13 protein-coding genes and 1 pseudogene are annotated in these 15,600 nt (G+C 37.5%); 5 read left to right on the top strand and 9 right to left on the bottom strand.

Going from position 1 to position 15,600, the window contains the following annotated elements; genetic code table 11:
- Positions 1-65 precede the first annotated feature (65 nt).
- From DYQ05_RS12145 to DYQ05_RS12130, 3 genes and pseudogenes are all read right to left on the bottom strand, one after another.
- A complete protein-coding gene (locus DYQ05_RS12145; protein ID WP_206183511.1) occupies positions 66-2,159 on the bottom strand; it encodes a methyl-accepting chemotaxis protein in 2,094 nt (697 codons plus the stop codon).
- A 107-nt stretch (positions 2,160-2,266) separates the two neighbouring features.
- Positions 2,267-4,365: pseudogene (locus DYQ05_RS12135) on the bottom strand (methyl-accepting chemotaxis protein).
- Positions 4,366-5,018: 653 nt separating this feature from the next.
- Positions 5,019-5,486 (bottom strand): GNAT family N-acetyltransferase, encoded by a 468-nt coding sequence (locus DYQ05_RS12130; RefSeq protein WP_024466786.1) that lies wholly within the window; start codon positions 5,484-5,486, stop codon positions 5,019-5,021.
- Between the two features lie 184 nt (positions 5,487-5,670).
- On the opposite strand from DYQ05_RS12130, the gene nikA reads away from it, so the two are divergent.
- Genes nikA through DYQ05_RS12105 form a run of 5 tightly spaced genes read left to right on the top strand, consistent with a single transcriptional unit; the run spans position 5,671 to position 10,514 of the window.
- On the top strand, positions 5,671-7,215 hold the full coding sequence (gene nikA, locus DYQ05_RS12125) for a nickel ABC transporter substrate-binding protein (RefSeq protein WP_024468532.1): 1,545 nt from the start codon (positions 5,671-5,673) through the stop codon (positions 7,213-7,215).
- Positions 7,215-8,150 carry a nickel ABC transporter permease subunit NikB gene (gene nikB, locus DYQ05_RS12120; RefSeq protein WP_206183509.1) on the top strand — a complete coding sequence of 312 codons (936 nt, stop codon included), beginning with the start codon at positions 7,215-7,217 and terminating at the stop codon, positions 8,148-8,150. Before nikA ends, nikB begins: the two co-directional genes overlap by 1 nt.
- Positions 8,147-8,956 carry a nickel ABC transporter permease subunit NikC gene (gene nikC / locus DYQ05_RS12115; RefSeq protein WP_020966318.1) on the top strand — a complete coding sequence of 270 codons (810 nt, stop codon included), beginning with the start codon at positions 8,147-8,149 and terminating at the stop codon, positions 8,954-8,956. Before nikB ends, nikC begins: the two co-directional genes overlap by 4 nt.
- Positions 8,956-9,714, top strand: coding sequence for an ATP-binding cassette domain-containing protein (locus tag DYQ05_RS12110; protein ID WP_020966317.1), 759 nt, complete (start codon positions 8,956-8,958; stop codon positions 9,712-9,714). Before nikC ends, DYQ05_RS12110 begins: the two co-directional genes overlap by 1 nt.
- Positions 9,714-10,514, top strand: a complete 801-nt coding sequence (locus tag DYQ05_RS12105; protein ID WP_206183508.1) for an ATP-binding cassette domain-containing protein — start codon at positions 9,714-9,716, stop codon at positions 10,512-10,514. The genes DYQ05_RS12110 and DYQ05_RS12105 overlap by 1 nt, the downstream gene beginning before the upstream one ends.
- Before the next feature lie 178 nt (positions 10,515-10,692).
- Here the strand turns inward: DYQ05_RS12105 and DYQ05_RS12100 are convergent, their stop codons facing one another.
- Genes DYQ05_RS12100 through rpmI form a run of 6 tightly spaced genes read right to left on the bottom strand, consistent with a single transcriptional unit; the run spans position 10,693 to position 15,585 of the window.
- The gene (locus DYQ05_RS12100) at positions 10,693-13,542 is read right to left on the bottom strand and encodes an FG-GAP repeat domain-containing protein (RefSeq protein ID WP_206183507.1); all 2,850 of its coding nucleotides are present in this window, start codon (positions 13,540-13,542) and stop codon (positions 10,693-10,695) included.
- Positions 13,543-13,589: 47 nt separating this feature from the next.
- Positions 13,590-14,048, bottom strand: a complete 459-nt coding sequence (locus tag DYQ05_RS12095; RefSeq protein ID WP_020966314.1) for a YaiI/YqxD family protein — start codon at positions 14,046-14,048, stop codon at positions 13,590-13,592.
- Positions 14,032-14,385, bottom strand: a complete 354-nt coding sequence (zapA, locus tag DYQ05_RS12090; RefSeq protein WP_024465734.1) for a cell division protein ZapA — start codon at positions 14,383-14,385, stop codon at positions 14,032-14,034. The genes DYQ05_RS12095 and zapA overlap by 17 nt, the downstream gene beginning before the upstream one ends.
- Positions 14,386-14,392: 7 nt before the next feature.
- Entirely contained in the window at positions 14,393-15,007 is a 615-nt protein-coding gene (locus DYQ05_RS14205) for a cell division protein ZapB (RefSeq protein WP_252723390.1), read from the bottom strand.
- Between the two features lies 1 nt (position 15,008).
- Positions 15,009-15,368 (bottom strand): 50S ribosomal protein L20, encoded by a 360-nt coding sequence (gene rplT, locus DYQ05_RS12080; protein WP_024466792.1) that lies wholly within the window; start codon positions 15,366-15,368, stop codon positions 15,009-15,011.
- A 16-nt stretch (positions 15,369-15,384) separates the two neighbouring features.
- Positions 15,385-15,585: a 50S ribosomal protein L35 gene (gene rpmI, locus DYQ05_RS12075; protein WP_020966310.1), complete on the bottom strand. Its 201-nt coding sequence runs from the start codon at positions 15,583-15,585 to the stop codon at positions 15,385-15,387.
- Positions 15,586-15,600: the final 15 nt, after the last annotated feature.

The following is a 15,600-nucleotide window of genomic DNA, read 5'->3' as shown; positions in this document are numbered from 1 at the left end:
AATAAAGATATGGCATTATTTATACCATATCTTTATTTATTGTAGAATATATAACATTTAGTTCATCATATTTTAAATTTATCAACTTCCTTTGCTAAAGCTTCTATACTTTGTTTATTTTTCCGTGTTATTTCGTTTACTTCCCGAACCGCATTATTTATCTGAATTGCTCCTGAGGCCATTTCACGCATACTGTCTGTGATTGCACCGGCCAACTCGTGCAGTTTGAGCATTTCTTCGGTAACGCCTTCTCCGCCTTTGAGCATCTCGTGAGAACCCGCTTTGACTTCTGCGGTTACTTCATTGATATTACGAATTGCATTTAAAACTTCCTTACTTCCGTTTTCCTGCTCTCTCATCGCTTCCATTATCATACGGCTCATCTTTTTTACATTTTCCGCAAGTAAGAAAATAGCGTTAAACTTTTCTTCTACCGACTTGGAAGACTCGGAAAGTGTTTCGATTTCACCCGATAATGTTTTTAATGTTGATGTGATTGTTTTGCCTTGTATGGAGGATTCTTCAGCAAGTTTACGTATTTCATCTGCAACAACTGCAAAGCCTCTTCCGGCATCTCCTGCATGAGCGGCTTCAATTGCCGCATTCATAGCCAAAAGATTAGTTTGACTTGCAATATGCTGGATAACTGCGCTGGCTTCTATAAGAGCTCCCGATTCTTCGGTAATTTTTTGTGTAATGATATTTGAAGAAGAAAGGGTTTCTTTTCCATCGGCAGTAGCGCCGGCTAAAGATTTGATAACAGCGTCGCTTTTTTCTAAAGTGTGCGTAATTGACGAAATATTGGCCGCCATTTGTTCAATGGAAGCGGAAGATTGGGCTACACTTGAAGCTTGAGTTTCAATTCCGTTGTTAAGTTGTTTTATAATGCGGATAATATCTTCAACCGTATCCGATGTTTCGGTAACACTTGCGGACTGCATTATGGTTTGTTGTTTAACACCTTCAATGTGAGAATTTATTTGATTTATAGAGTTTGCAGTGTCCTCCATATTGTTTGAAAGATTTAAACCTATGTTTTTCATTGTATTTGAAGTGCGGCTGATTGATTTTATAGATTCTCCTATCTTTCCTATAGTTTGGTTAAAGTATTGAGAAAGGTCGGTTATTTCATCATTGCCGTAAATGGGGAGTCTTACAGTTAAATCTCCCTTTCCTTGGGATATATCTTTAAGTGCCGATACGGCATTTGTAATAGGTTTTACAATTGTGTATGCGGTAAAAAATACAATAGCAAGAGTTGTTACTAAAATGAAAAGGCCTATAGTATATATCGATTTTTGTAAGGTTTGAATAGTACCCATAAATTCTTCTACCGGAGCATTTACTATTACAGTCCAGCCCGTTCTTTTTATTTTTGTAAAAGCGGCTATTTTGGAAATATTGTTCCATTCGTAGAATTCCATACCGGAGTGCTCGGAGGCGATTGCTTTTTTTTCAAAAGATGCAACCGAAATTGAGTCTTTATCGGTTACGGCTTCAGTTATAAAATTGATTTGTTGAGAAACTCTTTCATATATTTTATGGCCTATATTCGTTCCGGTCGTTCCCAGAATATAACAGTACCCCGTTTTTCCTACTACAATATCTTTTATAAATTCGGAAAACAATTGACCCGTTACCGAAGCATTTAAAACCCCTATAATTGTATGATTATCGTCATAAATCGGGACGGCAAAAATAATAGCCAGTTTTCCTGTTGACCTTGTTATAATGGGTTCGGAAACAAAATTTTTACCTTTACACGCTTCTTGGTACCAATCCCTGTCGTTTACAATAATTGCTTCTCCTTCATCTGTGTAGCGTTTACCTGACAGGTCATAAATTTTTAACTCGTTTATGGATTTATGAAAATCGGCCTCTTTTTTAAGATAAGCCATCTTTTCATCATATGTTAAACTGTTATTTCTAAGTACCGGAATTCGTGATAAGCCTTCCAAAAATTGAAAAAAAGCGGTTATTTTAGTGTCTATTACTTTTGCCGTATCTTCCGCTTTGTCCGATAAATGAACTTCAACTTTTTCTATAACGGCTCGTTTTGTTATTTGTACGGCTAAAATTCCGAGTATGGCAATGGCTGTTGAAATTAAAGCTCCGAATATGATTACCAATTTTAATTTAATAGAAAATCGTTTTTTCATTTTATTCTCCTTCAGGTTACCGGCATCGTAGGCGGAAACTCTTACATCTTTACATCTATGTGTGAGTTTTTAATATAGTCCCCTCTCTTATTGCCGTTTGTAAATTTTTATACTTTAAATTTTTCAACTTCTTTTACTAAAACTTCAATACTGTCTTTATTTTTTTGAGTTATCCAATTTACCTCTCTTATTGCATTATTTATTTGCATCGCACCTGATGCCATTTCGTTCATACTGCCTGTTATAGTAACCGTTAAACCGTCCAGTTTATTCATTTCTTTGGCAACATTTTCTCCGCCTCTAAGCATTTCTTTCGAACCGGCTTTTACTTCCATTGTTACCGTATTGATATTGCGTATGGCATTTAATACTTCGTTACTGCCGTTTTCCTGTTCATGCATTGCTTCCATAACGCTTTTACTCATATCCTTAACGTTTTCGCTAAGAGAAAAAATTGCATTGAATTTTTCTTCTACCATTTTGGAAGATTCCGAGAGAGCCTCAATTTCACCCGATAAATTTTTAAGTGTTGAAGTAATTGTTTTTCCTTGTACGGAAGATTCTTCCGCAAGTTTGCGTATTTCATCGGCAACAACTGCAAAACCTTTTCCGGCTTCTCCTGCATGAGCAGCTTCAATTGCGGCATTCATTGCAAGTAAATTTGTCTGGCTTGCAATATGTTGGATAACGGAACTGGCTTCCAAGAGAACTCCCGATTCTTCGGTAATCTTTTGTGTAATTGTATTTGAAGAAGAAATAGTTTCTTTTCCGGCTGCCGTAGCATAAGCCAATTCTTTTATTATTTTATCGCTTTTGCTAAAGTACCTGTAATGGACGCTATATTAGCAACCATTTGCTCAACCGATGCCGAAGATTGAGCTACACTGGCCGATTGTGTTTCAATACTTCCGTTAAGTTGTTTTATTGTGCGCATTATTTCTTCGATTGTTGCGGCGGTTTCCGTAACGCTTGCGGCTTGTGTAATGGCTTGCTGTTTAACTCCGTCAATATTTGCACTTATCTGATTTATGGAACTTGCCGTTTCGGTCATATTGGTAGATAACTCTTCTCCTATTTGCCGCATAGAAGATGTATTTTCTCCTATTGCTTTTACGGACGAACCTATTTTATTGATTGTTTCATTAAAATATTCAGACAAATCGGTTATTTCGTCATTGCCTTTTGTGTAAAGCCGGACGGTTAAGTCTCCCTCTCCTTGAGCAATGTTTTTTAAAGCGTCTACCGTTATTTTTATCGGTTTTACCGCTTTATGAGAAACAAAATATACAATTAAAATTGCGAGTATGATAATTATTAATCCTGTGAGACCCAATGTTATACGAAGTTGTGTAACGGCATAGAAAAATTCATTTGCGGGGGCGTAGCAAAACACCGTCCAGTTTGTAGATTTGATTTTTGCGGAACAATTGAGCATACGTTTGCCTTTAAAATGCACATAAGAAATTAAGTCTTCATCGGATTTTACGGCTTTTTCTTCAAATTCCGCTATGTTTTTTTGTGAAGCGTCGGTTTTTGCGGCTTCTATTGAATTATATTGAGATTTTACAAGTTCAATATTACGGTCTGCAATATTAGTTCCGGTGATTCCGAGTATATAACATTCGCCAGTTTTACCTACGATAATGTCTTTTATTATATCGGAAAGTTCAGTGCCGTTTGTTCTTCCGCATAAAACCCCTATGATGTTTTTATTATTATCATAAATAGGAGTTGAAAAATATACGGCTAAAGTATTTGTTGCTTTTGAAAATTCCGGTTCCGAAGCGCATTTTTTGTTTTGCATAGCTTGGCGGTACCATTCTCTTTGTGAAACGTCTAACCGTATGTTGCCGGGTAAATATTCCGTTCCCGTTTTGTCGCACAGTATGAGAGCTTCAAATTCCGGATTAAAAATAAGTTCTTGTTTTAAGGCTTCGGCTTTGTCGGTATAAGGAATATTTGTTCTGAGAATTTCAAGACGTGCAATTGATTCAAGTGTTTTAAAATAACCTGAAATACGTTCATTGACTATTTTAGCGGTATCATCGGCTTTTTCCGTTATTTGAAGATATACCTTTTCTTCTATTGCTTTTCGTGCAATCCTTGCGGCTAAAACTCCCAGAATGCCTAATGAAATAAAAACTATAGTGCCGAAAATAATTGAAAGCCTGTTTTTGAGCGAAGATCGTTTTTTCGTTTTGTCCATAAAATAACTCCTATTAATTTTATTTGTCGGTTTATAATAATTTCTTTTGTTTAAAACTGTAAATGTACAAAAGAAATTTTATTTTACATTCCCGTATTTCGGTGAATGTATTGTAAAAACTTTCTTTTAAATTCTCATAGGAGGCGGTAATTTATAATTGCCGATATTTTTATATTCCGGTTTGATAAATCGATTTTTATGCGGTTGACAGGTTATTGCATGAAGCTGAACGGTTAAATTATTATGCCGGGCGGTTTTTATAAAGTACATATAAACCATAAAATTTGATTTTAAACAGGCCTCACAAAATTTAAACCGCTGCTTTCTTTTGATAAGCGGGCTTCGTTTAAAAATATGAATAAAGATAGTATTTAATTCAAAGATGACGTTATAAAATTTCGGGGGGGGGGGGGGGGTAGTATAATTATTTTTGCATTCATGTCAATATCCCTCTTTGAATTATTGTGAGTCGATTATATAATTATATATAATTTTTTTCAATAGCTTAAACGGTATTTTTATTTATTTTTATAAAAAAAACAATAATTTTTTTTGAATTTTGAAATATATTATCGAAGAGAGGTTGGGTAAACCGAGATGTTTTTAACAATACGGTTAAAACCTTATTAGAGTTAAGGCTCTATGTAATTTTATTACAGCTTTTTGACAACAAATCTAATAGTTGTGTTAAACCCCATACTGCTGTAAAAATATTTTGCATCTTCATTTAGTTCCCAATGGGTCAGTTCTATTTGTGCCGCATTTTCTTTTATTGCAAATTTTTCGATTTCTTTCATAAGCTCTCTTCCTATGCCTTTCCGCCTATATTCGGGGATTATACCTATTTGGTCTATATGTATGCCTTTATATGCTTTTCTGACAGGATTTTCCCGGTAATCTCTGATATAAAATAAAGCATAACCCGTATCTTTTCCCTCATAATCTGCAATATAACAAAACCAATTTTCTTCTTGTAATTGTTTTTTTAGGAAGTTTACCGTTTCATTATATGAAAACGGTTTAAAATATTCAGGATATAATTTATAATGAACATCGTGAACGGTTTTGTTTATTGCTGCAATACGCTCCGCATCTTTTGATAATCTGCATTTTACGCTCATAGTACCATTATGCCTGTTTATATAACCGCTGTCAATCCTTTTATCCGATAATGATTTTTAAAACGGTTTTGTCCGATTTTTTATAAACCTTATTGACATTAATTGTAAAAATCTATATACTGCCTGTCTGAAATTACCTAAGGGTAACATTTTATTCAGTTTTTAATTATAAGGAGTTTAAAAAATGGTAAAAAAAGTATTGGCCTTATTTTTAGCGTTAATTCCGCTTTCATTGTTTGCGGAAAACGGTACGCTTAATTTTGCCGTATCGAAAAATGTCGGAGTTTTAAATCCGCATCTTTATTCACCCAATGAAATGTTTGCACAGGATATGGTTTACGAAAGTCTTGTTGAATTCAGCGACGACGGAAAAATCTTGCCGTGGCTTGCAAAATCATGGAGTATAGGCAAGGACGGCACCGTGTACAGGTTTGTATTGCGCGATGATGTGGTTTTTTCAAACGGAGAAAAATTCGATGCAAAGGCCGCCAAGGCAAATTTTGATGCCCTTTTGGAAAACCGCAGCCGCCATGCATGGCTTGAACTTGCGAATATTTTGGAAAATTGCAAAATTGTAGGCAAGTACGAAATTGAGCTTACTATAAAAAATGCTTACGAGCCTACATTGAGGGAGTTAAGCCTCATAAGACCTTTCAGGTTTATCGCACCTTCCGCAATGATGAACGGTTCCACAAAAGACGGAATAAAGGCTCCTATCGGAACGGGACCGTGGAAATTGGTAGATACCAAACAGGGCATAAGCGATACATTTGAAGTAAACGAAAAATACTGGGGTAAAAAACCTTCAATTAAAAAGGTTGTTGCAAAAATAATCCCGGAACCCAATACTAAGGTTATTGCATTAAAAACGGGGGAAGTGGATTTAATTTACGGAGGAGGGCAAATTCCTCTTGACAGTTTTAACGAGTTAAAAAAAGAATTTAACAGTGCCGTTTCAAAGCCGCTTTTAACCTTAGTTGTAGCATTAAATTCAACACGCTTTCCTACAAATGACAAAACCGTAAGAAAGGCTCTTAATATGGCGGTAGCAAAAGATTTAATGGTAGAAAAGATATTTTTTAATACAAGCAAGAGGGCGGACTTTTTGTTCGATAAAACATTGGAAAATACCGATATTTCCGCACAGGCTTACGAGTTCGATATTAAAAAAGCTAACGATATGTTGGAAAAAGCGGGTTATAAAATGGGTAAGGATAAAATCCGCTATAAAGACGGTAAAAAACTTGAAATTACCCTTATATATATAGGAAATAATGCCGTTTATAAATCAATAGGTGAAGTATTGCGTGCAAATTTTGCCAAAATAGGTGTTGCCCTTGAATTAAAGGCCGATGAATCCACAATCTTTTACAAAAAACAAAAAACCGGAGACTTCGGAGCTATTTTTAACGAAACTTGGGGAGCTCCTTACGACCCCCAAGCCTTCTTAGCCTCAATGCGTCTTCCTTCTCATGCCGACTATCAGGCTCAACTCGGTTTATCCGATAAAAAGCAAATCGACGAAAAAATCGGGCGAATGCTTGTATCGCTTGACCCGAAAGAAAGACGGGAGTTAACTCACGAGCTTCTTACGGCATTTCATGAAGAAGCGGTTTATATTCCTCTTTTATATGAAACGAATAAGGCCGTTTGGAATAAGCGGCTGGACGGTGTAAATATGCACATTATTAAAAACCGTGTGCCCTTTGCCGAAATGAGTTTACGTTAATGCTGAAATTTATTATAAAACGCCTTTTCTTTGTTGTACCGATTATGTTAGCCGTAAGCGTGATGATTTTTGCAATCTTACGGCTAAACGGTACCGATGCGGCAATGAGCTATCTTAATGCGTCAGGCATATCGCCTACCGATGAAGCTCTTGCCGAAGCAAAGAGGGTGCTTAATTTGTATAAACCCGTTTGGGAACAGTATAAAATTTGGTTTAAAGACGCTCTTAATCTTCACTTCGGCAAATCCTACATTACTGGAAGAGATGTAACGGCGGATATGGCTTATTATTTGCCCGCTACGCTTAAACTTGCGGGCTTTGCTCTTGTCCTTACCTTGGCTTTTTCCGTACCGCTTGGTATATTGTCGGCTGTCTTTAAGGATAAATTTATTGATTATGCTGTAAGATTTTTTTCTTTTCTCGGAGTTTGTACACCGAATTTTTGGCTCGGGATTTTATTGATTTTACTTTTTTCGGTTCATCTTAAAATTCTTCCTCCGTTCGGAATAGGAGGTTTCAGCCATCTTATAATGCCGGCATTTACAATATCTTTTATGTCGATTGCAATCAATTCGCGTCTTATCCGTACCAATATGCTGGAAATTAAAAACCAAAGACACGTAACTTATGCAAAAATGCGCGGTATTCCGCGTATACGCGTTCTTTTCAGCCATATTTTCCGAAACGCTTCTTTGCCGATTATTACGGCATTGGGTATGCACTTGGGAGAATTGGTAGGGGGCGCAATGGTTGTAGAAAATGTATTTGCATATCCCGGAGTAGGAAGGTATGCGGTTGAAGCTATAATTAACAACGATTATCCCGTAATTCAATGCTTTATTCTGGTAATGGCGTTTGTTTTTGTACTCAGCAATTTGGTGATAGATGTAGTTTATGCGTTAATAGACCCCAGAATAAGGGCAGGTGTAAAATGAAAAAAATAGGACTTTATGTCGCAATTTTTGCGGCTCTTATAATGATTTTCGTTTCGGTTTTTTCGTATTGGCTGGTGCCGTATGACCCTAATGAAATAGACTTACTTGCAAAATTCGAGCCGGCGGGAAAAACCCATTTATTCGGAACGGACCACCTGGGCCGCGATACTTTTTCACGGCTGCTTGCGGCGACAAGCATATCGCTTAATTCCGCATTTGTAACCCTGTTTTTGATATTATCCTTAGGTATTTTAGTGGGAGGAACGGCAGGGTTTGCAGGAGGAAAAACCGACCAAATTTTAATGCGGATTTGCGATATTTTTTTCAGTGTTCCTACCGTAATTTTGGCATTGTTTTTGGTAGGAATTTTGGGTGTAGGACTTACCAATGTAATTATTGCCATTGCAGTGTCCCATTGGGCGTGGTATGCAAGAATCGTACGCAGTATCGTATTAAGTTTAAAAAACAGCGATTATGTGCTTATAACGATTACCTCAGGTGCAAGCACCTTTACGAATTTTAGAAAAAATATGTTAAAACCTATCTTGTCCCAATGTGCGGTTTTAGCAACTCTCGATATCGGACACATTGTTCTTCATATTTCGGGTTTAAGTTTTTTAGGGCTGGGTGTAAAAGCCCCTACTGCCGAGTGGGGAATAATGATAAGCGACGGGAAAGAATATATTTTCAGTCACCCCGAACTTATAGTATATCCCGGGTTTGCAATATTTTTGTGCGTTATGAGTTTTAACATAATAGGCGATTTTTTACGCGATAAATTCGATGTAAGCGAAGCGGGGCACTGATGAGCATTTTAGAAGTTAAAAATTTAAGCGTTAAAAACGGCGGAGAAGCTCTCGTAAATAATGTAAATTTTTCGATTTGTACGGGAAAAATTACAGCCTTAGTCGGTAAAAGCGGAAGCGGCAAGACTCTTACCTCTCTTGCAATGCAGGGTTTTACGCCGTCCAACTTAAAAAGCTCCGGGGAGATATTTTTGGATAACCGGTCTATAGATATTCAAAAATCCCGCGGAAAGATTTTTATGAGTATTATGCAAAATCCCAGAACGGCGTTTAACCCTCTAATGTCTATGAGCGCCCATATTACGGAAATGTTAAAATCAAACGGTAGTTTTAACAAAACCGGCAAGGCCGAAATAGAAACGGCTCTTTGCGATGTAGGTCTCGGACTTGAAGTATTGGGCCTGTATCCCCACCAAATGAGCGGCGGTATGCTCCAGCGGGCAATGATAGCCTTAATGCTTTTAAGCAAGGCGGGTTTTATTATTGCCGATGAGCCTACAACCGATTTGGACCTTGTTGTTCAATCTAAAATTTTAGAGCTTTTAAGAACTCTTGTAAATAAAAATTCTTTGGGAATGCTTTTAATAACGCACGATTTCGGAGTTGTAGCAAAAATTGCGGATGAAGTAGCCGTTATCGATAAGGGCTTACTGGTCGAAACCGGTACTGTAAAAAGTATCTTTGCCGAACAAAAAACCGAAGCGGCGAAAGAGCTTATTAAGGCGCATTTATCGTTTTACGAAGGAGGCGGAAAATAATGAGCGTATATACGGAAGGTAATATTCTTGCCTCAGTTAAAAATATAAATCATTCTTTTGAAAATTTTTCATTTTTCGGAAAACGGGAAAAAACTCATGTTTTAAAAAATATTAATTTCGATATGGAACACGGTGAAGCTCTCGGCTTACTCGGTAAATCCGGTTCGGGTAAAAGCACTCTTGCGAAAATTATGATTGGTCTTTTACAGCCGAGCGCAGGTATCGTAGAATTCGGCGGCAAGCCCTTAGACTTGTCGAATTTATCGAAAAAACGTGAATTTTATAAACAGGTTCAAATTGTTTTTCAGGACAGTTTAAGCGCTGTAAACCCCCGTTTGACCGTAAAAGAAATTATAGAAGAGCCTCTTTTATATTTAACGGCTTTAAACAGGACGGAAAGACTTGAGCGGATACAAAACCTGATGAAAAGGCTCGAAATAGCGGAGGATTTTTTAGAAAAAAAAGCCGTGCTGTTAAGCGGTGGGCAGCTTCAGCGTGTGGCGGTTGCCCGTGCCATGGCGGTAAATCCTAAGCTGATTATTCTTGATGAAGCCTTAAGCTCTCTTGATACGCCTCTTCAAAGCGGAATTCTTGAACTTTTAAAACGTCTTAAAGGCGAAGTTTCGTTTTTATTTATTACGCACGATATAAGACTTGTAAAACTCTTTTGCGATCGCGTTATCCTGCTTGAAAACGGAGAAATTGCCGAAACGGCTCATGCAAAGGCCGAATTTAAAAGCTGTATAGGAAGAGAGCTTCAAAGTGCGGTTTTGCCGCCCTTTCCGGTATATAATGATTGAGCTTTTTTAAAGTACACAGGATAAAAAGTAAATTGATAATACCGTGAAGCTTTCGGGCTTTACGGAAAAACAGCCGGCATTTACTAAGTAAGTATTTTTTACTTTAAAACACCGGCTGTCGTCTTATCCGAAACCCTCCTTAAAATTATATAAAGTAAAGGTTTACCGTAAGTCTCTTTTAAAACCTGTATGAGTGAATGCTGTTATCTATTCCGCAGGTAATCAATTCAGGCTTACCGTCGCCGTCGACATCAATCAGGCAGGGATTCCCCGTTCCTGAAACGGGAAATCCTTCAAGCGGAATAAAATTCGAACCGTAAGCGTAAACGGAATTTCCTCCGCCCGAAATCAAAACATCATCAAGTTTATCGCCGGTTAAATCCGCCAGAGTAATAACATAATCATCGGCATTTTTTTGCTTTAAAGCGATTTTATCGACTATCCTGCATTGAGTATCTATTTTATAAAGATATCCCGCATCTGCAATTAAAAAGAACATTTTTAAGTTTTCCGAATAAACCGGCTGTACCCTGCACGAAACATTTAACTCTATAGAAAAACCTTCATTTTCATTATTGAAAGCGGGCTTTAAGCTGAATTTTCCTTCTTCGGTTAAAATAGCCGTCCAAATTTCTTTTTTCTCATTTTTGTACAAAACGGGTTGAACCGCCGAAATGGATTCAAGTTCCGAAGGATAGCCGTCTTTTATTTTTCCGTCCCTATCGAAAAGGTAAACCATACTGTCGAAAGAGCGCGGTGCTGCGGCAATCGTATCATCGAATACAAAGGGCTGATTTTTAAGCCTTGTATCCATAGGCTCCGAAAAATATGTGTTTGCATTTTTATCGGCGAAAAGAAGCAGCGGTTTATTTGCAACCGGGAGGACAATTCCGTCTTTTAAAATCACGGGCGGAACGGCAAATTTTTCTCCGGTAAGAATCGGAAAGTTTGCCGCCGCTTTAAGCGAATAATCGGTTTTATAAATAGTACCGCGCGAAGAAACGGCCCAAACCGAATTTATTCTGCCTTCCGTAAGCTGAACATTAAGATACGCTTTATCGTCAAGTTTTAAATTTGTTAAAGTTTTATCGGCAAGGTTTAACGCGTATACCTTATTTCCTGAGGTCCAATAGACAAAGGGTACATTATTCGAATTTTTTCCGCAATAAATATTGCCCGTTATTTTTTCCGAACTCTTATAAGGAAAGGCTGCAAGCTCTCCCAAAGAATGAGATTCCGTTCTTTGAGTATGGAATTCAAATGACAACCTTTGCGACGAATCGGTTTTAATGGATAAAATACCTTTTCCGTAATCTTTTAAAATCGGTTTAAGAGCGTTTATACTTCTTAACAAATTGGGAATTTGTTTTTCTACCGTGTAATAAACGAAGATGGAAGTTTCAGGCGGTATTTTTGCAAGACTTTTCCAATTTTCGGTTTTTACTAAAAGATTGCCCGCCTTTACATCGTTTATAAGGGAAGCTACGGCTTCCGCACTTTGCGAAAGGTATAAAAAGCCGTCATCTATTACATAAAACGGGCGGGGCAGTTCCACTTTAAATGCCCGCAAAAGCGATTTTAATAAATCCGGGAATTCTATACGCGGAATTCGTAAACCGTCAACCAGTGCGGAAACATCTTTTTCTATAAAAATTGAAGAAAAAATGTCTTCAAGAGCGGCTCTGCATTTTTTTTCGTCCTTTAATGAAACAAAAAATACGGGCTGTTCGGAATGCTCAAGTCCGAATAATCCTATTTCATCTCCCATCCATGAAAATAAAAGCTCGTTTATGTCTTTTTTAAAAAGAAATCGGCTTGCGCTTGAGGCCTTATTATACGCATTTAAAATTGAAGAATTAAATAAAATATGTCCGTTATCAAAAAGAAAATCGGGGCTTCCCATGTTGATAAGCGTTATATAATCGGTCGATTTAGGCAGCCGGTTTAAAATACCCGGAATAAAGGCTTGTCTTTTTAAAATATTTTTCAAACCCGAATCTTCCGTTTCCCAATTACAGTTACCCGAAACGGATAGAGCTTTTTCGTTTAAGTTTATGTTTATAACGGTATTTTTATCGAAGGCGAGATTTTTCATTGCATTGGAAAAAACCGAGTTATCATCTTTTATGCCGTTTTTAAAACCGTTTATATCGGATAAAATGCTTACCGAATCTTTTTTTGAATTTTTTATAAATTTTTTTATCGACTCGGTATTTTCGTTTTCGTTTTCGGTAAAGGCTTGTAAAAAAAGTTCTTTCGATGAACTTATAATTACGGAATCTTTAAAGGTTCCTATATAAATCGATAAACCTTGTACATCATAAATCCAGTACTCAATATTATTTTCACTTATTGCCTGTAATTCCTTTATAGAGGAAAATAAATCAGGCTTTATTTTTAAAACGAGAGGCAGGGCGCGGGTTGCTGCGGAGCGGAAACCCAGTTTTGCAAAAATAAGAAAAGCCGTTTCGCCCGAATCCGTTCCGTAAGCTGCCGCGTCCAAACGGATATTTGAAGCGGTTTTAAACCACCAAGAAGAAAGCTCGGGAGAAGCTCTTAGAGAACGTATTAAGCCCTGCATTTGAGCCGTTTCGGAAGAAGCTAAAACAGAGTCAAGCGTTTTTACCGAAAGAGTTTTTTGAAAAAAATCCCCCAAGGACGGCAGGTTAATATAAGCATAGTGTCCTTCCGGTATATGCTCCGCAGGCTCAGCGCCGTCGATTGCTGAGTACAATAAAAAGCCTGCAAGTGGAATAAGAATAATTAAAAACAAAACGGCAACGGTCTTTATTATTTTACCGAATACGCCGCCTTTTTTCTTTTCTTTTTTTAAAGCTTTTTTGCTTTTTTGTTCTTTATCGCCTTCGGGAAGAATCAGTTCGTCTTCCGGAACCTTGTTACCGTCTTCGGTATTTTCCGTTGCCCGGGTTTCTTCCTTATCGGTTTCATTTAAATTGATTTTTTCTTCCGCATTTACATTTGTATTTGCGGTTTGTATTTCTTCGTTGTTTTGTTGAATATCGGACATTTTTTCCTCGCTTAGATTAAACATTATAAAACTAAAAGGAGAAAAAATCAATCCTTATTTTTTGTTAATTTTGTCAAAAGAGAATCCAACAGGTGTGAAAATTTTTGTATTTCTTTTTTCCCGAAAGTATTTGTTTTTTCAAGCTGAAGTCCGTTTGCCTGAAGTTCGTACATAAAATTTCTTGCCGATAAAAATGTGTTTATATTGTCTTGTGTAAAATGTGTCCCCCTATCGTTAATTACAACGACACCCTTATCTATAAGATTTTTCGCCAGCGGAATATCGCGCGTAATCGCCAAGTCGCAAGGTTCGGCATTTTCCGTAATATAAATATCCGCCGCCTGTTCCGAGTTTTCCGTAATAATCATTGTTACGGTTTTTAATTTAGGAAGCGGAATAGGGCGGTTAGCGGCAAAAATTGCAGGACAATTTATGCGGTGTGAGGCTTTGCAAATGATTTCCCGAATTCTTATGGGGCAGGAATCCGCATCAACCCAAATTTTCATTTTTACCGTCTAAAACCTTATCGATTTTTTCCATCATACGTTGTGCGGATTTTTCAATTTCAATGGAATCGGGGATTTCTCTTGTATGAGCGATTCCGTTTTTTACGGCAACAGGTGCCGTATCCGCTTTTAATTGTTCTTTATACAATTCATCGGTAATTAAAATTCCTGCAATAATAGCGAGTCTTACAGGGTCTTTAACCGAAGAGGTTTGTCTTACCTGTTCGATTGTGTGTACATAATGAGTATAAATTGTATTTAAGTATTCATCGGTTTCGTCGGCTTGAATGGCAAAGGAAGTTCCCAACAAATCGATGTTCAATTGGCCTTTGCTCATTTTCCCCCTAGAATATATCCATTTGTTTATTTATTTCGGACGGAGAACCTAAAATATCGTCCAAGTCTTTTTGTAAGGGATTTGCTTCGGGTTTTTCTAAAACAGGTTGAGTTTGCCGCGGCTTTTCGGATTGAGCTTGAAGGGGCAATTCTTCCGTTTGTTTTTGTTCATTTTTATCCTCTTCCGTTTGTTCCGCGCTTTGTTTTTCTAAAAGTCCTTCGGGAACCCCTTCCGGAGATTTTTCCTGTTCTTTATTTTCGGGCGATACCGCGCTTTCGGACTGTTCCGTCGGGTTTTGTTCACGGTTTATTTCGCCCTGAACGGTTTGTTTCTCCTGCTCGGAAAAGGTTTGCCCCGTTTGAGTCTTTGTTTCCGCAATGCGCTTTGTGCTTACGGAATTTTCAAACGCACTTAATTGATTAAGTGCGTTGATAATTCCCTGCTCGATTTTGGTTTGGTCGTCTTTAAAGGCAACGATTAAATTCTCCAACTCCGAAATACGCCTGTTTTTAGCTTCAATTTCTTTTTTTAGAGAATCGTTATCGAAAGAAAGCGTTTTTATAAGATTTACAGCTTTTTCAACTTTGCCTTCAAGAAGTTTAACCTGATCGATATTAAGCATATTATAGCCCCAAAGCTTTTTTTGAAACTTCAACTACGGCTTTGAATGCCGCAGGGTCTTCAATCGCCATATTGGAAAGAGCTTTTCTGTTTAACTGGATACCGGCCTTTGTTGCTCCTGCAATAAAGCGGGAATACGACATACCCTCCGCCCTTACTGCGGCGTTGATTCGGGTAATCCAAATTCGGCGCATATCATTTTTTTTGTCTTTTCTGCCGACATAACTGTGCAAAAGAGCCTTTCTTACGGCATCTCTTGCGGCTTTAAAATTCGTACCGCGTCTTCCTCTAAAGCCCTTTGCCAATTTTAATATTTTTCTTCTTCGTGTGATTCTTCTATCGCTGCTTGTTGATCGTGACATTTTAAACTCCTATAAACTAACCGTAAGGTAACAGCTGCTTTCGCATTTTCATGCTGTCTGCGTCCGAAAGAATAGCCGTCTTTTTAAGGTGGCGTTTTCGTTTTTGGGCTTTTTTAGTCATAATATGACCCTTATTCATCTGCTTATATTTTACCTTACCTGTAGCTGTAAGAGAAAATCTTTTTTTTGCAGCACTTTTACTCTTCATTTTAGGCATAAATACCCTCCAAAT

Source organism: Treponema pedis (assembly GCF_017161325.1).
GTDB classification, from domain to species: domain Bacteria; phylum Spirochaetota; class Spirochaetia; order Treponematales; family Treponemataceae; genus Treponema_B; species Treponema_B pedis.
This window is presented reverse-complemented; position numbering and strand designations above follow the sequence as displayed.